The organism is Methylobacterium sp. D53M (assembly GCF_053345625.1).
Genome location: NZ_JBKFAL010000002.1, coordinates 157,377 through 179,053, shown reverse-complemented (window position 1 = coordinate 179,053; position 21,677 = coordinate 157,377). Strand labels below are relative to the sequence as shown.

Below are 21,677 nucleotides of genomic sequence, written 5' to 3'. Positions count from 1 at the left end.
CCGCGAGGCCGGGCTCAGTGGGGTCCCTTTGCACGGGGACATCAGGACCGGGAAGCTTTGGAGAGCGAACCGGTCCCGATCGGAGATCAGAAGTCGCGCTGGACGCGGAAGCGGAAGGTGGACACGCTGTCCGCCGTCGTGGTCCGCGGCACGAAGGTGCCGTTGTTGATGCCGGCGACGTTCGCGTAGGCCGTCGGGCTCTTGTCGCGGTCGATCACGCGGCCGTTCTTGACGCCGATCTGGGTGTAGAAGCCCTCGACACCGATATCGAGATCCTTGACCGGCGACCAGATGATGCTGCCGCCCGCCACGAACTGGTAGGTGTCGCGCAGCGCCTCGCTGAGCTGGTAGAACCGGCTGCCCGGCACGCCGACGCCGTTCACGCCGAAGGAGTTGGCACCGGCCGGGTTGGACAGCGCGAAGGCCGCGCCCTGGGCCAGACGGGCGCCGCTGCTGTAGTTCATCTCACCGTACGACCCGAAGAAGGCCGAGCGCCACTCCGGCGTCCAGTAGTGGAGGTACGAGGCCGTCGCGGTGAAGCTCGTCGACTGCTCCATCTGGCCCGTGAAAGGGTTCACCGTGGCGTCGTTGAAGTACTGCGCGAACTTCTGGCCCTGGATGGTGGCCGGGTTCTGCGAGTAGCAGCCGCTGAAGGCGCAGTAGCCGGTGTACATCTGGGCGCCGGAGCCGTAGGCGCCCTGCAGGTAGAGGGCGTCGCCCGGCGCGATGAACGGCGTGTTGATCTTCAGGCCGCCCTGGACCGCCCAGCCGTACGAGTTGCTGGTGTGGGGGATGCTGATGTTCGAGCCGGTGCCGGTGCCGGTGCCGTTCGCGACGTTGCCGACGTTCAGCTCGTGGACGGCGGCCGAGACCTGCGCCGAACCCCAGGCCTGGTCGAGGCGCAGGGCGCCGACGACGTCGGGCATGCGCGAGCGCTGGATCACGTCGACGAAGCTGTACCGGGTCGGCACGCCGCCGGTGTAGCCGATGAACACCTCGGCCGGAGCGTTCGTCTGAGCGAAATTGACGATGTTGGAGTTGTTCGTCACGCCGCCCGGGTTGTTGGTCTGCGAGAAGATCGGGCTGCGGCGGAAGACCGGGTCTTCGGCCGAGATCGTGGCGGACAGGCCGTTGCCGAGCGTGGCCGTGTAGGCGAGCAGGTTGGTCGAGGCGATGTCGGAGCCGAGCGTGGCGCCGGCGAACTCGAAGTCGTGGGCGTAGAAGTCGAAGAACGACGAGGCGCGACCGGCGGTCATGCCGGCGAACTGGATGAAGGCCTTGTCGACGTTCACGAACTGCGAGGCGCGACCGAACTGGTCGATGCCGAGAGCCGGGAAGGCCTGGCCGATGCGCTGCTGGGTGCCCGACTGGCCGACGCCGGAATAGCCGGTGCGGGATCCGGCATCGAGGCGCACGAAGGCGCGCAGGGTGCCGTAGGCGGTCTGGGTGCGGGCATCGAGGTTGATGCGCATCCGGCCCTGGTAGCCCGACGTATCACCGACGTTCGAGCCGTTCTGCCGCGAGTAGCTGGTCATGTAGCCGCCCTCGAACCGGGCGCGGCCGGAGAGACGCAGGCAGGTGTCGGTGCCGGGGATGTAGAAGAAGCCGGCGCCGTACGCGCCGCAGACGCGGACGTACTCGATCGGGACAGCCTTCTTGACCGGCAGATCAGCCGCCTGCGCTGCGCTCGCCGCGGACAGAGCCGCGGCGGAACAGAGGAGCGTGTGCTTCAAGATCCTCATCGATTTCCCCAAAACGTCGAGACCCATATTGGAGACAGCATTCAGCCACGCAGGCCGCGCTGCTATTATTTGTTTCGGCCGAATTGATTCGTCTTGCCGATGAGCTCTGGTTCTTTCGAGCTCTTGTTCGAATAAGTTCCCGCAAATGGCCGCAGCCATCAATCCCAAATCGGAACGGCCACCCGTGCCGATGTATTCGGTGGCCACGCGGCCACATAAAAATGATCTTGTTTGTCTGACGGAAACAGACACAGCACGAGCGTTTCGGCTGGAAAGCGTACTAACAGACCATGTTTCTATCAGAAACACTGTACTTCCCTGACAGATCGTATTGATCTACCGGAAACGAAGGGGTATTCGGCCGTCGAGCCCTCACGGGCCGGCTCGGACGCGGATCCGATCGCCCTGCAGGATGGCGCCGCGCCGGGCGGTGCGCGGGCCCCGCAGCGACGGACGTCTGCCGACGGGACCGGACCCGGACTGCTCGGTATCGAGAGGCGGCGCCGGGGTCCCGGTCCCCTCTCACCCCATCGGGTCGACCGGCACGGCCGATCGGCCCTAGGCGAGCCGCCCATGCGCAGCGCTTCGTTTCATCCCGTCCCACGCCCGAGTCGTCCGCGTACCGTTTCAGCGTTTCCATGATTTCCGCGCGTCCGCCCGAGCGGATCCGCGTCATGCAGCCCTTGAAATTGTGAGACGTCAGTGGAAATCGATCTTGAGACATATTATCAGGCGGCCAGAACCGGCAGTCTGGCCTGTATTCGCTCGCTCGACCCGATCTACGGCGAGCGCTTCTTCTTCCTGCGCGTCCGCGAGGTGCGGAACGGCCGCATCGCCACCGCGCGCGGGATCTTCTGGGCGGTCAACGGCGAGAAATGCGATCCGGGCTGGGGCGGGGACGCGCACGCGCTGGTCGTCCCGACCCTGGCGCTCCTCGAGATGATCGAGCCGAACCTGGAGCGGATGGCGCAGTTCGGCGTCGACCGGCGGTTCGAGATCGCCGTGGCGCGGGCCGTGCTGGAGGGCCGCCTCACCGAGATGCCGGAGATGCCGCAGCCGCCGGTTCCGACTCTTAAGGAGGCGCAGGCCGAGCTGCAGGCCGCGATGGCCTACTGGGAGGCCGTGGACGTCCGCGAGGCGAAGCCCGGCACCTCGGTGCGGATCCGCCGGGAGGCCAGCGAGCGGCTGGTCACCGCCCGCACCAATCTCGAGCGGGCCAAGCAGCAGGCCGGGCGGCTCGCGGGCTGCGGCGACCGCGCGGGCTGCCCCGGCTAGGGTCGCCGCCGCGCGTCAGGAGAACTTCAGGAGCTTGAGCGCGTCGAAATCCTGTACCCCGCCGCCGACGCGCTTGGTGGTGTAGAACAGCACATAGGGCTTGGCCGAGTACGGGTCGCGCAGCACCCGCATCCCGGTCCGGTCGACCACGAGGTAGCCCCGGCGGAAATCGCCGAACGCCACCGACAGGCTGTCCTTGGCGAGGTCCGGCATCGCCTCGGCCTCGGTGACCGGGAAGCCGACCAGCGTCGCGGACCGGCCGGCGGCGAGGGGCGGCTGCCAGAGATAGTTGCCCTCCGAATCCTTGAACTTGCGGATCGTGCTCTGGGTGCGCCGGTTCATGACGAAGCCGGCATTCTGCCGGTAGGCCGCCCGCAGCCCGTAGATCAGGTCGAACAGCGCGTCCCCCGGACTCGCCGACGGGAAGGCCCCGGCCGTCCCGGTGGCGACCGTGCCGATCTTGCCCGGCACCCAGGCGGCGTTGGCGACCGTGTCGTAGCTCAGGAAGCCCCGCGGGCGGCTCGCGCCGTTGCCGGACACGAAGGCGACGCCCTCCTGCTCGGCGAAGGCCGTCTCCACCTCGGCCGAGAGCCACGCGTCGAGATCGACCACGGAATCGTCGAGGAGCGTCTGGGTGGCGGCCGGCATCGCGTAGAGTTCCATGGCCGGGAACGCGATCTCCGACAGGGCCGGCGCGGCGGTCTCGGGGCGCGGCGCGGTCTCGGCGGCCCAGCCGGTGACCGGCGCGCCCACCGAGACGGCGCGCTTGTACTGGGCGCCCGAGATCGGCTGCACGCTGGCGATCGACCGGATCGGCGAGACCTGCCCGAGGCGCGCGAGCACGGTCCGCTCGATCGTGTCGGGGACGAGGTAGCCGCCGTCCGGCCCGGAGCCGGCCGCGAGCGCCTTGGCCTCCAGGCGCTTGAGCCCGGCGCTCTCGCCCGCCCGGACGTAGAGGTCGAAGGCGGCCTTGTGCTCGTGCGCGGCCCCCGTCTCCCGGACGTCCGGCTGCCCGAGGGGCGGCCGGGCCCGCTCCAGGGCGATCCGGTCGAGCCGGGTGCGGGCGGCGTCGAGGGCCGCGTCGATCCGGGCGAGCTTCTCCTCGGTGAGCACGTCGACGCCGAGGCGGCCCTCGATCCGGTCGATCCGCGCGTCGTTCGTCTCCTTGAAGGCCGCGAAGGCGGCGGCGAGCTCGTCCAGGGCGGAGCGGACCGGGCCGCCGTCGGAATGGGCGGCCTTGTTCTCCAGCGGCGGCAGGCCGCCCAGCGGGGCGGGATCGGCGATCGGGGTCTGGGCGTCCATGATGGGCCTCGTCGGGGGTGGAAATCAGGACCGCGCGGCCGGCAGCGGCCAAGCGGCGGGTCTCGCGGCAGATCTCGCAGCGGGTCCGAGGGCGCCCGGCGGCGCGATCAGGCCGGCGAGGCCGCGGATCGCGTCGGCCTCCGGGTCCGGAGCCGGGATCGACGCGGGGCTCGCCCTGGCCCCCGGCTGCAGCGGGAAGGTCACGAGCGAGATCTCCCAGAGATCGACCTGCTGGAGCCGGCGCTCGCCGCCGGCGCCCTTCCGGGCGCGCAGCGTGCGGAAGCCGATCGAGAGCCCGTCGAGGCCGCCGCCGCGCATCAGGGCGTCGACCTCGCGGGCGCGCTGCACCGCGAGGTTGAGCGCGCCCTCCGCGAACAGGCCGCGGCCATCCTCGCGCAGGGCGAGCCAGCGGCCGATCGGCTCGGCCGGATCGTGCTGGAACAGGAGCCGCACGCCCGCGGCCCCGCGGCGGGCGAGGCTCGCCGCGAAGGCGCCCGGCACCACCACGTCGCGGCCGAGATCGGGCACGCCGAACAGGCTGGCATAGCCGGAGAAGTGGCCGTCCATGGGGGGATCCTCGGATGGGACAGTGAGGGCGCGCCCCGCGCCTCAGGGTGTGCCCGGCGCCCCCGACATCGCGGGCGGGTAGCCCACGGCCTCCCGCTTCTCCGCCACCGACAGGAAGTCCGCGGCCTGGACCCGGCGCCACAGGGATTCCCGCTCACCGGCCAGCGCCTCGATCCGGTCGAGGTCCGGCTCCAGATCGATCGCCCCGAAGGCGGGTTCCAGCCAGCCGGCCAGCGCCCGGGCGGTGCGGGCCGCGAGGGGGATCAGGGTCTGGCGGTAGAGGGCGCGGTTGGCCTCGGCGTAGTTGGCGTGGGTGTTGTCGCCGGGGAGGCCGAGCAGCAGCGGCGGCACGCCGAAGGCCAGGGCGATCTCCCGGGCGGCCGCGTCCTTGGCCGCCACGAAATCCATGTCGCGCGGCGAGAGCGCGAGCGGCTTCCAGTCGAGGCCGCCCTCCAGCAGCAGCGGCCGGCCGGCATTGGCGGACCCCTGGTAATTCGCCTCCAGCTCCGCCTTCAGCCGGTCGAATTGCGGCTCGGACAGCGTCGCCCCGGCGAAGACCAGGGCGCCGGACGGCCGGGCGGCGTTGTCGAGCAGCGCCTTGTTCCAGGCGCTCGCGGCGTTGTGGATGTCGAGGGCGGCGGCGGCGGCCGCGATCGGGGCGAGCCCGCCGGTCTCGTCCTCCGGGTGGAACAGCGTCAGCGCCAGGATCGGCGCCACGGCGATCCCCGGCTCGGGCAGGTCGAACCGGCGGCTGCGCCCGCCCGCCGTGTAGAGATAGGCCGCCGGCCAGCCGTCCGGGCCCGGCAGCACCCGCATCCGTCCGGGACGCAGGGCCTGGAGCGCGGCGACCCGCCCGTCGAGGCTCACCGCCTCCAGGTAGGCCGTGCCGGTGAGGAGGAGGTCGGCGTAGAGCGTTTCCAGGAGGTGCGGCCCGCTCTCCCGGGGGTTCGGCCGCGCCAGCAGGGCGAGCAGGTCGCCCGCGCGCTCGGCGCCGGGGCCGGTGGCGATCAGCGGCAGGCCGGCGGCGCTCTCGGCGACGAGCCGCACCGCCCGGTGGACGACCGGGTTGGCCTGGTAGCCGGCCCGGGCGAGCGCCGCCGGATCGCGGGGCGTCCAGCTGGCCCGTCCCTCGGCGTAGAGGGCGAAGGCCGGGGCCGCGGCGGCCTTGGTGGCGAGGGCCGGGCCGCCGGCGGCACGGCGCGCGACCCGCGCCAGGCGTTCGAGGAGGGTCGACATGCCGGTCCGTTCCTGAGCTATGGTCACGCGATGCAGCCCCGGATCCCCACACGGCCCCAGGCGCGGCCCCAGGCGCGGTTCGGGGGACGGGTCCGGGGACGGGTCCGGGCAGGGACCCGCGTCGCGGCGCGGGTCGCGGCTCTGGTCCCAGCGCTCGTCACCGGGCCTCTGGCCGCGCCCCCGGCCGCGCCGGCCCGGGCCGCGGATGCGCCCGCACCCGCGCCCCTGTGGCCGGAGCCCGACGGGACCCTGATCCTGGCGCGCCCCTTCGGCCGGTCCGAGATCAGCCTGCGCCTGTCCCGGCGGGTCGCCGGGGCGGTGGACACGCTGACCTGGGACGGCGTCACCTTCCTCGCCGACACCGAGCCCGGCGACGCCCTGCAGGCGCGGGCGGAGATCGGCTCCGGCGCCGCCTGCCGCCGGGCGAGCGAGGCCGGCACCCCGCAGGACGGGTCCGGCGCGCCCGCGGCTCGCCGGCTCCGCGCCCTGCGCGCCGGCCGGAGCTGGGCCGAGACCGAGACCCGCATGGCCTGGGACGGCCCCGCCGACCCGGCCGACGAGCCGCCCGCGGACTGCCCGACCGCCTCCGCGAGCCCCGCGATCCCGGCCCCGGCCCCGCTCCTGCGCAAGCGGGTCGCCCTCGGCCTGCCGGGCCTCGGCAACGCCGTGGAGGTGCAGGCGAGCTTCGTCCTGACCGAGCCCGCGGCGGCGCTGCGTCTCGAACCCCTCGCCGCCGCGGTGCCGGCGGAGTTCTCCGCGGCCTGGCGCTTCGACCCGTCGACCGGCGGGCTCGCGCCCCTCGGCCCCGGAGCGGGGGAGCGGCCGGACCCGGTGATCCTGGCGACGCCGGAGGGCTCGCACGCCGTCGCGGTCTGGGCCCCGGGTCCGCCGGAGCAGGAGCCCGACGCGCCGCGGCCCGGCTTCGCGGTCGCGCCCGAGGCCGGGGCGAACCGCCTGAGCTGCCGCTTCCGGCTGGCGAACGCCGCCGCCGGCGCGCACGATTTCGCCTGCTACGCCCTGATCGGCACCCTCGCCGACGTCCGGGCCGCCCTGCGGAGCCTGACCGCGCCGCCGTGACCGGCCCGGGGCCGACCTGTGCTAGACTGTCCGGACCGACGAACCGATGGAGGTTCCGATGGACAGGAAGCAGGCCCTCGAACTCGCGATCTTCGTCATCGCGCTCGTCCCCTTCCTCCGCTGCCTCATGCCCTCCGCGACGCGCTCCCGGGGGCCCCGCCGCTCCGGCTCCCTCAGCTACGATTCGGGCTCCGGCGGCGACGGCGGCGCGATCTTCGGCGATGGCGGCTGCCACGGCAGCGACGGCGGCAGCTGCGGCGACGGCGGCGGCGGCGGTGATGGCGGTGGCGGCGGCGATTGAGCGACCGCTCGGGCGCCCAGGAGCCCGGCACGCCCAGGAGCCCGGCACGCCCAGGAACCCGGCACGCCCAAGAACCCGGCATGCCGATGTGCCGGGGTCGGGCAGCGACGACGGTTCGGGAATCGGAGGCGGGCCGCGGCGCCCGGGAAGGACGGCGGGGATCAACCCGACAGATGCGCCGCTCAATCCGCCCACCGTCGCCGCGCAATACGGAGAATTACGGTGGGGATTCCCAGCTCAGGACCGCGTGCCGTGGCCTGATCGCTACAGATTTGGCGCACGACATTGTGTATACAGCATGCAGTTCGTTCGAGAGACCACGAACCGACTCCGGCGCGCTTCACCCGAAGCGCGCCGAATTGTTTCCGGCGACCGCTGTCACAACCGCCGGATCCGGGGCTCGGCCCGGGGCTCCAGCATCAGGTGCGTGAGCGCCCAGACCAGGGCATCGAGCCGGTCGGGCGAGGTCCCGCCGGACAGGCCGTCCGGGCCGAAATCGCACAGCTCGTCCTCCAGCGCCGGGAAGGCGCCGACGTGGTGGACCAGCCCGCGGGCGTAGAGCAGTGAGACCGGCTCGGCGCGCAGGTACTTGCCCCGCGTGGCGTGGACCCGGGTCACCGGCACGGCGGGGTCGCACTGGCCCAGCACGGCGGCGGCCATCTCGCCGCCCTGGTTGACCTCGACCACGAGGGCGTCGGCCCGGAGCCGGTGGTAGAGCGCCAGCGCCGCGGCCGCCCAGGCCTGCGGGGTGGCGCGGGCGAGGCTCGCGTCGGCCAGCACGTAGGCGTGCCCGCCCGCGCGCCCGGCCGCCACGATCCCGCAGGCGTCCGAGCGCGCGCCCGAGGCGGCGGGGGGATCCACCGCCACGACGATCCGCCCGAGATCGGGCGCCGCGGCGAGGCGGCCGGCCTCCAGGGCCGCGCGCGTCCACAGGCCGTCGTCCCGGTCGGCGATGAGCTCGCCGTCGAGTTCCTGCCGGCCGAGCCGCGTGCCGGCGTAGCGCCCGACCACCTGCTGGAGGAAGTCGGGCGCGAGATGCGCGGCGTTGTCGTGGGTCCGGGCACGACTCACCACCGTGCGCGGGTCGGCGAGCAGGCGGCGGATCAGCGGCACCGGCCGGGGCGTCGTCGTCACGAGGTTGCGCGGCCGGGCGCCGAGGCGCAGGCCGAACTGCAGCATGTCGAAGGCCGCCTCGGGCCGGCGCCACTTGGCGGCCTCGTCGCACCACGCGGCGCCGAATTGCGGGCCGCGCAGCGCGTCGGGCTCCTCCGCCGAGAAGGCGAGCGCGACGGCGCCGTTGCTCCACTCCACCCGGCGGCGGCTCGGCGACCAGGCAGGCCGGGCCCGTCCCCGCGCCGGCAGGCCGAGGAGGCCGGAGGGCCCCTCGACCATCACGTCGCGCACGTCGAGATGGGTCTCGCCCACCAGGGCGATCCGCCCGACCGGCGCGCCCGCGAAGGCCGGGTCGCCGCGCGCGAGGGCGTCGACCCACTCGGCCCCGGTGCGGGTCTTGCCGCTGCCGCGGCCGCCGATCACCGCCCAGGTGGTCCAGGGCGCCGCGTCGGGCGGCGGCAGCTGGTCCGGCCGGGCCTGGTGCAGCCAGTCGCCCGCGAGCGCCCGGAGGAGGTCCGGCGGCAGCGTCTCGAGGAAGTCAGGCAGCCGCCCGGCCGCCGACAAAGCCAGCAACGCGTCGCGCGATCTCCGCGCGCAGGGCGGGCAGGTCGGGCTCGGTGCCGGGTTCGGTGCCGAGTTCGGTGTCGCGTCCGGTGTCGCGTCCGGTGCCATCGCCCCCCTCCCCCGCGGCGCCGCGCGCGCCCTCCGCATCCACCGTGTCGAGGAGCCGCTTGAGGCCGCCGAGGTCGCGTAGGATTCGGGCGGAGTCGCCCGCGCCCGCCCCCGCCCCGCTCAGAGCCGCGTCGAAGGCGGCGATCTGCCGGGCGATGTGGGCGCGCAGACGCGCCCGCAGGGTCGCCGGGTCGGCCGCGGGGTCGCCGCGCCCGGTGACCGCCGGCGGCAGGTCAGCCCCGAAGGCCGTGGCCATCATCGCCGGGTCGAGCCGGCCGAGACCGAGGATCTCGGTGACGTCGCCGGGATCGGCGCCCGGCGTGCACAGCAGGCGGATCAGGGCGGCCCGGCGCGCCGCTGGCCAGCGCCCCGTCAGGAGCCGCGGCCGGTGCTGCCGCGGCCTCGGCCAGCCGGCCCGGGCGTTCCAGGTGTGCACGGTCTTCGGGTGCACGCCGAGACGGGCCGCGATCGCGTCGCACGTCAGGTCGGTCTCGCGCAGGAGCGTCAGGGCCTCGGCGCGGCTGTCCGCCCTGCTGGGAGGGGGTGGCCACATCGGGGTCTCTCCGCACACGTCTCGACCGTGCGTGGTTGATACCCCGGCAGCGCGCCGGTGTCAAGCGTAAATTCCTATTTCTCGGCTGATCTAGGACTTAAGGCATCGTTCGTTCTCACCCCGCCCAGTGCGCCACGCCGCCGTGACCCGAGCAGGTGCCTCGACGGGTGTGGCTGAAGCTCCACGTGCCGTCCCGGCACTTGGCCGTGGCGCCCGCGGGCTTCCTGCCGTCGAGGCTCTTGGCCGGCCGGTGGACGTCGGACCCGTCCCGGCTGCGGTAATGGCCGTGGCGGTCGAGGTTCCGGTCGTCGGGCTCCGAGAACGGCCGGGCGACGGCGCCGCCCGACAGGCCGAGGAGGACGAGGCCGGCGAGCACCGGCCAGCGGGCGGCGTTCGTCGCGGTCGGGACAGGCAGCACGGCACCCTCAAGGTTGTATCATCTGCCAAGAGACACAACCGGATCGGGGCGTCACGAACTATCTGTGGTTATCCAGAAGCCAGCTACAGGTTGTGCACGCGGGTCACGGGCTGCGCGCGGGCCGGACCTCGGCCGGGGTCGCCCGACCGGCTCTCCGCCGCGTCCGCGCGCCCGGTGCGGCCCCGCACGTCGGCGGGATGCTGAACGGGCTCGAAAGGTATTGCCGCTAATGTCCCGGTGAATGGCGGATCTGAACGCGGTTCAGGACCGGAACGGCCGTCCGGTCGACACGTTGACCGGCGCCATCCGCACGCAGGCGTCGCCTTTCACGCAGTTCGTCAGAGTGAATTGGGTACAGAATGGTCGGTGAGCCACCAGGGTCCGGCGCGGAAGACCCGCTGGGCAACGGCCCCGCGGGGGATCCTGGTCGGGGCCCGGCGCAGGGCACCGCGGAAGCCGCCGCCCTCAGCGACAGCTTCAGGCGATTCGCCGACGTGGTGCCGCTGATGATGTGGCGCTCGGACGAGGCCGGTCAGGCGATCCACCACAACGAGTGCTGGCTGGAATTCACCGGGCGCCCCCTGGAGGCGGAGCTCGGCCTGGGCTGGCGCAGCGGGCTGCATCCCGAGGATTTCGAGCGGCACGCCCGGATCGTCGCCGAGGCGTTCGAGGCGCGGGCGCCCTTCACCGTCGAGTTCCGCCTCCGGCGGCACGACGGCGAGTACCGCTGGCTGCTCGACACCGCCCGTCCCCTCGTGGAGGACGGCCGGTTCCAGGGCTATCTCGGCTCCTGCTTCGACATCACCGACCGCAAGCACGCGGAGGAGCACATCGAGCACGCGCTGGCCGAGAAGGAGGCGCTGCTGGCCGAGGTCTACCACCGGGTCCGCAACAACCTCCAGGTGATGGTCAGCCTGATCGGCCTCTACGGGCGGGCGGCCCCCGACCCCTGCCGCGGCAGCTTCGAGGCGCTGGGCCAGCGGGTCCGGGCGATCGCGCTGGTGCAGCAGCACCTGCACGAGGCGCCGCACATCGCGTCGATCGACCTCAAGGACTACCTGCACCGCCTCGCCTCCGGGCTCGGGCAGCTCCGGCGGGCCGGGCGGATCGGCGTCCAGGTCGGCGGCTCGGGGAACGGTCTCGTGGAGCCGCGCACCGCCAACGCCCTGGGCATGATCGTCGCGGAGATCGTGGCCGAGTGCCTGGACGCCACCGCCGAGCACGTCGCCTGCTCGATCGCCATCGACATCGAGGCCGCCGCGCCGCTGCGCCTCTCGATCGTCTCGGGGGTGAGCGACACGGCCGAGTCGGGCCGACCGAACGTCCCGAAGCTCGGCCCCCGCCTCATCGCCGCCTACGCGGCCCAGGCGGAGATCAGCGTCTCGGGCGATGCCAGCCCGGGCGACCCCCTGTGGCTGACCCTGCCGGCGGCGCGCCCCGGCCCGCAATGAGCGCCCGCGGCGCCGGACCCCGTCGCCACAACGGCGCGGCCGGCCTATAGCGGCCCAGACCTTTCCGGACCCGGCCGAGCATGCTCCCTCCCATCGACACCATCATCGAGAATTTCGAGATCGTCGAAGACGACGACATGCGGCTCGAGTACCTCATCGAGCTCGGCCGCGCCCTGCCGCCGATGCCCGAGTCGGAGCGGACCGAGGCGAACCGCGTCCACGGCTGCGAGAGCCAGGTCTGGATCGACACGCGGGCGGAGCCGGCGGACGGCACGCCGCGCCTCGTCCTGCACGGCTTCAGCGACTCGTTCATCGTCCGCGGCTTCGTGGCGCTGATGATCGCGCTTTACACCGGCAAGACGCCCCAGGAGGCCGCCGAGACCGACGGCCTCGACCTGTTCCGGCAGCTCCGCTTCGGCGCCCACGTCACGTCGAAGCGCTCCAACGGCGTCCGGGCGATGGCGGAGCGTATCCACCGCGACGCGGTCCGGCTCGCCGCCGAGGCCTGAGCGGCCTCACCCGCGCCAGAGGCGCAGGCGGGCCCGGTCCGGACCGGTCGCCTCCCGTTCCAGCCCGTAATGCTCGGCCAGCCGCCCCAGGGCGATGCGGGCCACGACCTTGGCGGAGCGGGCCGGCCAGCGCCGCTCGGCCTCGATCCGCTCCAGGCCCTTCAGGAAGCCGCAGAGATCGATCAGCAGGCCCGAGAGGTCGCTCCCGACCGCGTCGAGGGCGCCGCGCACCCGCTGCCGGGCCGCGATCACGTGGTCGGCCGCGGAGGCCGGGTCGCGCGGGCCGCCACCGTCGATCCGGGGCGCCCCGAGATCCGCGCCCATCCGCGGCAGCAGGGCGGCGGTGGTCATGTCCCGCCGCAGCCGCTCCCCGGCCTCGAAGGCGGCCGCGTCGATGAGCGGCGCGCCGTCCCGGTCGCGCCGGCGCACCATCCAGGCCAGGGGGTTCTCGGCGGCGTTGCGCAGGGTCGGCCCGGCGCCGCCCTCCACGACGGCGAGATCGCGGTGCTGGTTCGCGAAGGTGAGGTCGCCCGGCCGGGCCTCCCGGCGCAGGCGCGCCCGCCCGGCCTCGCTGATCGTCAGGCGTGTGCCGGCCGCGTTCCACGTCGCCAGATCGGCCACCGCCAGGGCGCGCCCGGAGGCGGCCGCGAAGCGGCCGCTCCCCACCGAGATCCCGTCGCCGCCGCGCCGGGCGACCAGCGCGTCCTCGACCAGGGGGTCGGGCCGCGCGTAGGCGCCGGGCTCCCCGAGCCGCGCCAGCAGGCGCACCGCCTCCGCCGGGAGATCCCCCGGCGCGGCGCCGCGGTGACGCGTCCCCGCGGAGGCGGAACGGCCGCCCTTCACTCGCATGTTCATGTTTTGTTCCGTGTGTGCTACGACGGACGTGCGAAGCCTCCAGTTTCTCAGGAAAAATTAGAAGGTCAAGGCTTTTTTACCTACAACCCACAGCTATCTAGCGACGGCCGCGCGCGTCGGCGGCCGGTGCAGGATGTCGGCGATCTCGCCCTCCGACTTGCCGCGGACTTCGTAGCCCATCGCCTCGAACCGGTCGATCAGCGCGGCGCTCTCGGTGGCGGAGCGCGCCGCCCAGACGGCGAGGATGTCGTTCACCCGCTCCAGGTCCGCGGCGGGGTGATCGTCCTGCGGATCCGGCTGCGGATCGGGGATCGCGTCCATGTCGGCACCTCGGGATCGAACCGGCGACCGTGGTCGACGCCACGGCCCGCGGTTCAACGCCCCAGGCCGGAACCGGCTCCCGGCCGAGCCGGCATCGCCGCCCGCCGTCCCGAATCGCCCCGGATCCGCAGCCGTCCTCAGAAGTCCCGCTGCACGCGCGCGCGCACTTGGATGACGTCGACGTGGCGGGCGGTCGAGACCGGGTTGGCGAGGTTGTTGACGTAGGCCGCGTTCTGGTTGGGATACCGGCCCAGGTCGAGGATGCGGCCGCTCTGCGGCCCGTAGCGCGTGTAGATCGCCTCGACGCCGATATCGAACTCCTTCACCGGCGACCAGATCAGGTTGCCGCCGACCACGAAGCGGTAGCTGTCCCGCAGGACCTGGCTCAGGTCGAAGAACCGCGTGCCGGGGGTGCCCGGCCCGGTCCCGGTCACGCCGAAATAGGCGCCCTGCGCCGCGCGGGCGCCGCGAGCGAAGCTGAGAGCGCCGTAGGAGCCGAAGAAGGCGGAGCGGACCGCGGGCGTCCAGTAGTGCAGCATCGCCGCCGTGAACGAGTAGCTCGTCGACAGCTCCAGGCGCTGGGTGAAGGGGTTGATCACGCCGTCGCTGAAGAACTGGGAGAAGGCCGCCCCCTGCACCGCGGTGGCCGATTGCGCCCAGGGGCCGTTATAGGCCGGCAGGCCGGTATACAGGGCGGTGCCCTCCCCATAGGCGCCCTGCAGGTAGAGCGTGTCGCCGGTTGCTATCGCTGGCAGGTTGATCTTCACGCCCCCCTGAACGGCCCAGCCGAGGGCGGAGGCCGCGCCGCCCGGGGTGCGGTTGTTGCCCACCGAGACGGGCGCGCCCAGGTTCGTGCCGGCGAACGAGACGCTGCTGAGCAGGCCGTGGTTGACCTCGTGCACGGCCCCCGAGAGCTGCGCGGAGCCCCACGACTGGTCGGAGCGCAGCACGCCGACGATGTCGGGCATGCGGCTGCGCTGGACCGTGTCCACGAAGCCCACCCCGGTCGGGCGGCCGGCGGCGTCGTAGCCGACGAAGACCGGGGCGACGGGGTTCCCAGGCGAGAGGATCGCACCGGGATTCGGGAACGCCGAGGCCGCGGCGTTCTGGGACGAGTAGACGGGCGTGCGGCGGAATACCGGGTCCTCCATCGACAGCGATGCGGACAGGCCCTTGCCCAGCGTCGCCGTGTAGGCAGCGAGGTTGGTCGAGGGATTGTCCGAGCCGATGGAGGCGACGATGAACTCGAAGTCGTGAGCGTAGAAATCGAAGAACGAGGAGGCGCGGCCGGCGGTGATGCCGGCGAACTGGATGAAGGCCTTGTCGACGTTGAACTGCTGCTGGGCCCGCCCGAACTGATCGACGCCCAGGGCCGGGAAGGCGCCGCCGATCCGGTTCAGCGCGCCGGCATGCATGGTGGCGAAACCGGTCCGGCTCCCGGCGTCGAGGCGGAGGAAGGCGCGCAGGGTGCCGTAGGACGTCTGGGACCGGGCGTCGAGGTTGATCCGGAGGCGGCCCTGGTAGCCGCTGTAATCCCCCGGGGTGGCGGTCGCGCTCCCCGAACGGCTGTAGGAAGGCTGGTAGGCGTACTCGTAGCGCGCGCGGCCGGAGAGGCGCAGGCAGGTATCGGTGCCGGGGATGAAGAAGAAGGCCTGGCCGTAGGCCGAGCAGATCCGCACGTGCTCGATGAGCTGCGATTTTCGCCGATCGGGAAGTTCCGCCGCCTCCGCCGGCAGACTCAGCAACCCCGCAACACCCGCCAGTATGCCCGTTGTCCCCCGCTTCGCACGATGTTTCCGGTACTCCGCACACAAAACATGCATCGAATCGGCCATTCCACCATCCGCAAGTCCCCCTTCATGTCGGACGGATCGCGGAGCCGGATAATCCCAGAGCGATTTTCTCGGGCCTGTGCTCGGCTCGACTTGTCAGGATCTGTGGCGCACCCGCGGCGTTCCGGTGCCGCGTTGAGGCCGAAATCGGCCGCTGCGCCAAGTCCCTGGCGGGTTCGGGGCCTTCGCCGAGACCGCACGATCGGGCCGCCCCGGCGCGGCTCCAGACGCCGCTCCGGCGCGGGACCGCGCCGGCGGATCGCGTCGTCGGCCGGACCGTTTCCCGCGCCACCGATGCCGGAAAGCAACGGATCGGCCCCGGTCCCGTGGCCGCGCCGTCCCGGCCGGCGATACGCGCCGCCCGCCCCGGCCGCGCCCCCGGACGCCTTGCATCCGCGCGCCCGGCGGGACACATCCCCTCACCCGGACGCGACACCCGCGCGCGACGGGACCCGACGGGAGAGACGATGACGGAGATCGGCCACGGCTTGCTCGCTCACAGGACCGGCGCACCGGTGGCCGAGGCCCGGCCGCGACGCTTCAGCGTCCACGGGCAGGAGATCACCGACGACTACGCGTGGCTGAAGGCCGAGAACTGGCAGACGGTCCTGAAGGACCCGGCCGCGCTGCCGGAGGACATCGCCGCCTACCTGAACGCCGAGAACGCCTTCGCCGAGGCGGCGCTCGCCGGGAGCGCGGAACTCCGGCGGCAGCTCGTCGCCGAGATGCGCGGGCGGATCCAAGAGGACGAGAGCGGCGTCCCCGAGCCGGACGGGCCCTTCGCCTACTACACCCGCCACCGCGAGGGCGGGCAGCACCCGCTGATCTGCCGGCGGCCGGCCACATCACCCGACGTGCCCGAGTCGGGCTTGGACCCGGACGAGACGATCCTCATCGACGGCGACCGCGAGGGTGAGGGCCTGCCGTTCTTCGAGATTGCCGCCGCGGTGCATTCCGACGACCACGCCCGGCTCGCCTGGAGCGCCGACACCAAGGGCTCGGAACTCTACACGATCCGGGTGCGCGACGTCGCCACCGGCCTCGATCTCGACGACCGGGTCGAGGCGACCTCCGGCGAGGCGGTCTGGGCCGCGGACGGCGCGAGCTTCTGGTACGTGGCGGTGGACGCCAACCACCGCCCCGCCAAGGTGATGCGCCACCGCGTCGGCACGGGGCAGAGCGAGGACGAGACCGTCTACACGGAGGCCGATGCCGGCTACTTCGTCCACATCGGCAAGACGCAGTCCGGCGCCTTCCTCGACGTGACGGTGAGCGACCACGAGACCTCCGAGGTCCGGCTGCTCGACCGGCACGCGGAAGACGCCCCCCTGCGCCTCGTCGAGCCGCGCACGCCGCTGCTGATCTACGGCGTCGAGCACCGCGGCGACCGCCTGTTCATCCGCACCAACGCGGACGGCGCCGAGGACTTCAAGATCGTCACCGCGCCGCTCGACGATCCCGGCCGCGCCAACTGGACCGACCTCGTGCCGCACCGGCCCGGGGTGATGATCCGCCACCTGCACCTGCTGGCCGGCCACCTGGTCCGGCTGGAGATCGAGAACGCCAAGCCGCGGATCGTGGTGCGCGACCTCGCCGACGGCACCGAGCACGTCGTCGCCTTCGCCGAGGAGGCCTACTCCCTCGGCCTGCGGGCCGGGCTCGCCTTCGACACGGCCACGATCCGCTTCGTCTACTCGTCGATGACGACCCCGTCGGAGACCTGGGACTACGACTGCGCAACCCGAACCCGGCTCCTGCGCAAGCGGCAGGCGGTGCCGAGCGGCCACGACCCGGCCGCCTACGTGACCCGGCGGCTCTTCGCCACCGCGCCGGACGGCGAGCAGGTGCCGATCTCGCTGCTGCACCGCCAAGACCTCGCCCTCGACGGCGGCGCGCCGCTGCTGCTCTACGGCTACGGCTCCTACGGCACGCTGATGCCGGCGGCGTTCCGCACGAACCTGCTGAGCCTCGTCGACCGCGGCTTCGTCTACGCGATCGCCCATATCCGCGGCGGCACCGAGAAGGGCTGGCGCTGGTACCTCGACGGCAAGCGCGAGAAGAAGCCCAACACCTTCACGGACTTCATCGCCTGCGCCCGCGCTCTGATTGACGCGCGCTACACGTCCGAGAAACGCATCGTCGCCCATGGCGGGTCGGCGGGCGGGATGCTGATGGGGGCTGTGGCCAACCTCGCGCCCGAGCTGTTCGCCGGCATCGTCGCCGACGTGCCCTTCGTCGACGTGCTCAACACCATGCTCGACGCGGAGCTGCCGCTGACGCCGCCGGAATGGCCCGAATGGGGCAACCCGGGCGAGAGCGAGGCCGCCTTCCGGACGATCCTGTCCTACTCGCCCTACGACAACGTCGCCGCCAGGGACTACCCGGCGATCCTGGCGCTCGGCGGGCTGACCGACCCGCGGGTGACCTACTGGGAGCCGGCCAAGTGGGTCGCGCGGCTGCGCGCCACCATGACGGGCGGCGGGCCGGTGCTCCTGCGGATCAACATGGAGGCCGGCCACGGCGGCGCCGCCGGCCGGTTCGACCGGCTGGAGGAGGTGGCGCTGATCTACGCCTTCGCGCTCATGGCGGTGGGGAAGGCGTAGAGCCGCCTCCCGTGCGGGCGCGGCGCTCTACGGGGTGCTGCGCCTGAGGCCGTCACGCTGGCCAGCCCCACCCCCGCCCTCAGGACGCGGCCGGCCTCACGGCCGGGCCTCGGCCGGCGCCGGTGGCTGGGCAGCACCCTCCTCCGGGTTGCGCGGCCGCCTCGCCGCCTCCTCGGCGGCCTTGTCGGCGGCAGTCCTGTCCGCCGCGGCCTTGAGGGCCGCCGCGCGGGCCCGATCCATCTCGATCCGGGCGCGGCGGCGCTGCCGCTCCACCTGGTCGGCCTCGGTCAGCTCGATCGTCTCCAGCTCGCGCTGCAGCACGAAGGCCGCGAGGCCGTTCGACAGGGTGCCGACGTCGAGCACCCGCTCGGGCGCGCCGAGCGGCCCGGTCACGCCGAACTGGACCGCGGGCGGCCCGGCATTCCAGCCGCGGGGCACCGGGCCGCCCACGAGCGTGCCGCGGGCGTCGAGGCGCCCGGCGCGCAGGTCGTAGCCGACGGTGCCGACCCAGCGGGCCGGCCCGAGATCGAGGTCGAACGGCCCGGCCCGCAGCACGCCCTCCATGATCGTGGCGGCGGCCCGGGCGGATCCGCGCGCCTGCGCGCCGCCCCGGGCGAACTCCTCGGTGACGAGCGCCTGGAGCCGGCCCTCGCGGAGCGGGTCGTCCATCTCGGCCGCGCGGGCGAGAGCGCGGCCGAGCGCCGCGGGATCGGCCGCGGGCAGGCTCAGGTCCGTCAGGGTGAGCGCGCCGCTGCCCGAGAGGCTGTCGGCGAGGCCCGGCAGGGTCTCGGCCGTGGCGGCGAAGCGCAGGTCGGCGTTCAGGCGGCCGCCGAACGGGCCGCCGGCCAGGGTGGGGAGCGCCGCGCCGTCGAGGCTGCCCGAGCCCGAGACCGAGGCGCCGGCCCCGAGCCGGGCGATCGTCACCGAGCCCGCGAGGCGGCCGCCGGCGAGCTTGCCGGTCAGGTCGCGCAGGGTCAGGCCCGCGTCGGCGAGGCCGAGGGCAGCGGTCGCGTCGGTGGCGACGAGGCCGCGGCCAAGATCCAGGCTGGCGACGCGGGCGTCGAGGGACAGGGCCGGATGAGCGGCCGGCGAGCCGAACGCGCCGTTCGCCCCCGGCGGAATCACCAGGGCGGCCGCGAGCTGCGGGATCGACAGCCGGTCGAGGGCGAGGCGGCCGTGCAGGGCACCGCCCGCCGACCGCAGCAGCGTCCCGTTCACCCCCGCGCCCGCGACCGTGCCGGCGAGCGCGGCGGCGGCCTCGCCCTGCTGCCGCGACAGCGTGACGGTGAGGTCAGCCGGCCACGCCCCCGGTGCCAGGGTCGCGGCGCCGGCCAGCGTCAGGAAGGGCGCCAGATCGGCCGTCTCGGCGCGGAGCGTGCCGCCGGTGGGGACGAAGTCGGGACCGACCAGAATCGGGCGGCCCGTGGCGAGGCGCAGGCCCGCGACCGTGCCGTTCGCCGTCAGGGCGAGGGTCTGGCCCTCCGGCCGCTCGGCTGTCAGGCGCAGCTCGGCAGGTTGCTGCAGGCCGGCGAGGTCGGCGCGGCCGAACCACGCCCCCGCCCGCGGCGCCGTGAGGGTGGCGGTGCCGCCCTCGATCCGCGTGCCGCGGCTCGCGAGCGTCAGGTCGAGGGTGCCACCGCCGGCGCTGCCCCGGGTCTGGGTCCGCAGGGCCGCGGCCGCGCCGCCCTCCCGGTCGAGGGTGACGGCGAGGTCGAGGGGCGCGTCCCGCAGGAAGGCGGGCAGCAGGCGGATCTCACCCACCCAGACCCGCTCGAGCAGGCCGAGCAGCGGCGCCGCCGCCGGCGCCTTGAGGCGCCCGGAGACGCGGCCGGTCCCGTCCGCGCCGATCTGCCCAGACAGCCGGGCGCTGGCGCCGGCGAGGTCGGCGACGTCGAGGCTGTCGACCGTCAGGCCGGCGCCGTCCGACTGGATCCGCGCAGCGATCGTGCCGGTGCCGGAGCCCGCGGTGCCGAACCGGACGTCCTTCGCTTCGAGCGTCAGGGCGAGGTCGGTGTCGCGCAGGGTGCCGAGGGTCGTCCCGAGGGGCGGCAGGCCGGCGATGTCGAGGCCGGTGGCGCGGATCTGGGCCTCGAACCGCCCGCGCTCGGTGCCCTCGGCGGCGGTGTAGCGGGCGTTCCCGGTGATCCGCGCCGGCCCGAGGCCGAGGCGCATGTTGCGCAGGGACAGGCCGGTCCCGGCGGCCGAAAGGTCGGCGGCGGCCTCGATCTTCCGCCCGTCGAGGAGCGCGACGAGCGGCCCCTCGGCGCCCAGGCGGCGCAGGTAGCGGCCGAGCGCCTCCGAGTCGGGGGCGGCGAGCGCCACCGGGCCGGAGAAGCGCAGCGGCGCCGTCTCGACCTGCCCGCTCGCCGTGACGGTGGACTCGGCCGGCCCGGTCACCGCGAAGCGGCGCAGCAGCAGGCCGCCGGCCCGCTCCAGGGTGCCGGTGATGGCGAGGTTCGACCACTCCTCGCCGCCCAGCACGGCGCTGCCCACCGTGAGGTCGAGGTCGAGCATGGCCGGCAGGCTGCCGGCCGAGCGCGGCAGGCCCCGGGCGATCAGGTTCTGCCCCTCCGCCGAGGCCAGGAAGGCGTCGAAGTCGAGGCGGCGGGCGTCCAGGGTCAGGCCGGCGCGCCACTGGCGCAGGTCGAGCCGGCCGGTGCCGCCGAGCCGCAGGGCCCGGCCGCCGGGGTCGACGGCGAGGTCGACGGCCTCGAAGCGCACCTGCGTGCCCCGGGCCTTGAAGGTGCCGGCCAGCGAGAACGGCAGGTAGGCGCCGGCCGCCTGGGTCGGCGGCCCGACGACGAGGCGGGCGGAGCCCTCGGCCTCGACCTGGGCGCCGCCGGATTCGGCGGGGACGAGGCCGAACCGCGCGTCCGCCTCGAAGCGCGGCGTCGCGTCGCCGCCGCCGGAGATCTTGGCGGCGAGGCGCCCGTCCGGTCCCGGCGTGCCGCTGACCGCCCGGAACGGGACGCCGCCGCTCGTCCCCTCGATCCGCCAGGGCCCGACCAGGGCCGGCGCCTGCAGGCGCAGGTCCTGGACGTAGAGCTGGTCGGTCCGCCCGGTGGCGGGGACCTGCGTGGTGACGAGGAACTGCTGGATGTGCAGGTTCTCGATGGCGAGGTCGCGGTCGCGCAGGGCCCCGCCGAAATCGGGCGGCAGCTTCAGCGTGTCCGGGCCGGCGACCGGGAGCTTGATCTCGGCCCGGCCGATCCGGGTCTCGGTGAAGCGGAACTCGCCCTTGAGGAGCGGCGCGAGGGCGATCTCGGCCTTGACGAACCGGGCATCCAGGCTCGGGCGGTCCGGATCGGCGCCGAGGTGGAGGCGGTCCACGCGCAGCCGCGGCGACGGCAGCAGGCGGACCTCGATCCGGCCGTCGGTCCGGACCGGAACGCCCAGGGACCGGGCGAGCGCCCGCTCGACGAGCCCGCGATGGGCCTGCCAGTCGACGAAGGGCGGGACCGCGAGCGCCGCCACGAGAACCAGGATGACGGCGCACGCCAGCGCGGTCAGAAGATCACGCAATGGTCCCGTTCCGCACCATCTCTGCGCGAGGCCGCGACCTCACCGGGCCGCCGTGCCCCGCGTGCCCCCGCGAGTCAGTCGCCACGGCCATAGCACGATAAGCCGCCGGGGGCGCCAGCGGCGATGCCACGGTCCCGAGCGGCGGTCGGGGCACGCGCGAGGTTCCTCGGGCATCCCGGGCCCGCGGCCTCCGGATCGCGCGGCCGGCCGCGGAGCGCGACGCGCCCGGAGGACGCGGATCACCCCGGCGCGGACAGCCGCGCTTCATGGCTCCGCGCCCCCGCCGCGGCGCGAACGGCCTCGACGCCGTTCGCGATTTGGTCCAGGG

17 protein-coding genes are annotated in these 21,677 nt (G+C 73.9%); 6 read left to right on the top strand and 11 right to left on the bottom strand.

The genetic code is table 11. From position 1 onward, the window contains the following. Window positions 1–86: 86 nt before the first annotated feature. Window positions 87–1,742, bottom strand: coding sequence for a porin (locus ACLBYG_RS05050; protein ID WP_447680786.1), 1,656 nt, complete (start codon window positions 1,740–1,742; stop codon window positions 87–89). A 702-nt stretch (window positions 1,743–2,444) separates the two neighbouring features. Here ACLBYG_RS05050 and ACLBYG_RS05045 point away from each other — a divergent pair. Further along, window positions 2,445–3,017 (top strand): hypothetical protein, encoded by a 573-nt coding sequence (locus tag ACLBYG_RS05045; protein WP_331300226.1) that lies wholly within the window; start codon window positions 2,445–2,447, stop codon window positions 3,015–3,017. A 15-nt stretch (window positions 3,018–3,032) separates the two neighbouring features. On the opposite strand, the gene ACLBYG_RS05040 is transcribed toward ACLBYG_RS05045, so the two are convergent. Genes ACLBYG_RS05040 through ACLBYG_RS05030 form a run of 3 tightly spaced genes read right to left on the bottom strand, consistent with a single transcriptional unit; the run spans window position 3,033 to window position 6,122 of the window. Then, window positions 3,033–4,319, bottom strand: a complete 1,287-nt coding sequence (locus ACLBYG_RS05040) for a phage major capsid protein (RefSeq protein WP_447680785.1) — start codon at window positions 4,317–4,319, stop codon at window positions 3,033–3,035. A gap of 24 nt (window positions 4,320–4,343) precedes the next feature. Then, window positions 4,344–4,886, bottom strand: coding sequence for an HK97 family phage prohead protease (locus tag ACLBYG_RS05035; RefSeq protein ID WP_447680784.1), 543 nt, complete (start codon window positions 4,884–4,886; stop codon window positions 4,344–4,346). Window positions 4,887–4,928: 42 nt separating this feature from the next. After that, window positions 4,929–6,122, bottom strand: a complete 1,194-nt coding sequence (locus ACLBYG_RS05030; RefSeq protein WP_447680783.1) for a phage portal protein — start codon at window positions 6,120–6,122, stop codon at window positions 4,929–4,931. A gap of 30 nt (window positions 6,123–6,152) precedes the next feature. On the opposite strand from ACLBYG_RS05030, the gene ACLBYG_RS05025 reads away from it, so the two are divergent. Then, a complete protein-coding gene (locus tag ACLBYG_RS05025) occupies window positions 6,153–7,199 on the top strand; it encodes a hypothetical protein (RefSeq protein WP_447680782.1) in 1,047 nt (348 codons plus the stop codon). Between the two features lie 58 nt (window positions 7,200–7,257). Beyond that, window positions 7,258–7,500: a hypothetical protein gene (locus ACLBYG_RS05020; protein ID WP_234081909.1), complete on the top strand. Its 243-nt coding sequence runs from the start codon at window positions 7,258–7,260 to the stop codon at window positions 7,498–7,500. 378 nt (window positions 7,501–7,878) lie between these two features. Here ACLBYG_RS05020 and ACLBYG_RS05015 read toward each other — a convergent pair whose 3' ends face one another. The 3 genes from ACLBYG_RS05015 to ACLBYG_RS05005 form a co-directional block, all read right to left on the bottom strand. Then, window positions 7,879–9,177: a DNA-packaging protein gene (locus ACLBYG_RS05015; RefSeq protein WP_020090929.1), complete on the bottom strand. Its 1,299-nt coding sequence runs from the start codon at window positions 9,175–9,177 to the stop codon at window positions 7,879–7,881. Next, on the bottom strand, window positions 9,152–9,838 hold the full coding sequence (locus tag ACLBYG_RS05010; RefSeq protein ID WP_447680781.1) for a helix-turn-helix domain-containing protein: 687 nt from the start codon (window positions 9,836–9,838) through the stop codon (window positions 9,152–9,154). The genes ACLBYG_RS05015 and ACLBYG_RS05010 overlap by 26 nt, the downstream gene beginning before the upstream one ends. Before the next feature lie 115 nt (window positions 9,839–9,953). Then, window positions 9,954–10,256 (bottom strand): DUF3761 domain-containing protein, encoded by a 303-nt coding sequence (locus ACLBYG_RS05005; RefSeq protein ID WP_091676159.1) that lies wholly within the window; start codon window positions 10,254–10,256, stop codon window positions 9,954–9,956. Window positions 10,257–10,615: 359 nt separating this feature from the next. Between ACLBYG_RS05005 and ACLBYG_RS05000 the strand changes: the two genes are divergently transcribed. Then, entirely contained in the window at window positions 10,616–11,707 is a 1,092-nt protein-coding gene (locus ACLBYG_RS05000; RefSeq protein WP_447680780.1) for a sensor histidine kinase, read from the top strand. An 80-nt stretch (window positions 11,708–11,787) separates the two neighbouring features. Beyond that, window positions 11,788–12,216 (top strand): SufE family protein, encoded by a 429-nt coding sequence (locus tag ACLBYG_RS04995; protein ID WP_020090933.1) that lies wholly within the window; start codon window positions 11,788–11,790, stop codon window positions 12,214–12,216. Between the two features lie 6 nt (window positions 12,217–12,222). Here the strand turns inward: ACLBYG_RS04995 and ACLBYG_RS04990 are convergent, their stop codons facing one another. The 3 genes from ACLBYG_RS04990 to ACLBYG_RS04980 all read right to left on the bottom strand — a co-directional run bounded on the left by ACLBYG_RS04990 (window position 12,223) and on the right by ACLBYG_RS04980 (window position 15,227). Continuing rightward, a complete protein-coding gene (locus tag ACLBYG_RS04990) occupies window positions 12,223–13,065 on the bottom strand; it encodes a DUF6456 domain-containing protein (RefSeq protein ID WP_447681032.1) in 843 nt (280 codons plus the stop codon). Window positions 13,066–13,164: 99 nt separating this feature from the next. Next, complete coding sequence (locus ACLBYG_RS04985) at window positions 13,165–13,392, bottom strand: hypothetical protein (protein ID WP_091926451.1); 228 nt, start codon at window positions 13,390–13,392, stop codon at window positions 13,165–13,167. A 137-nt stretch (window positions 13,393–13,529) separates the two neighbouring features. Beyond that, window positions 13,530–15,227: a porin gene (locus tag ACLBYG_RS04980; protein WP_447680779.1), complete on the bottom strand. Its 1,698-nt coding sequence runs from the start codon at window positions 15,225–15,227 to the stop codon at window positions 13,530–13,532. Window positions 15,228–15,691: 464 nt separating this feature from the next. On the opposite strand from ACLBYG_RS04980, the gene ACLBYG_RS04975 reads away from it, so the two are divergent. Further along, a complete protein-coding gene (locus ACLBYG_RS04975; RefSeq protein ID WP_447680778.1) occupies window positions 15,692–17,827 on the top strand; it encodes a S9 family peptidase in 2,136 nt (711 codons plus the stop codon). Between the two features lie 96 nt (window positions 17,828–17,923). On the opposite strand, the gene ACLBYG_RS04970 is transcribed toward ACLBYG_RS04975, so the two are convergent. Then, a complete protein-coding gene (locus tag ACLBYG_RS04970; RefSeq protein WP_447680777.1) occupies window positions 17,924–21,349 on the bottom strand; it encodes an AsmA protein in 3,426 nt (1,141 codons plus the stop codon). Window positions 21,350–21,677: the final 328 nt, after the last annotated feature.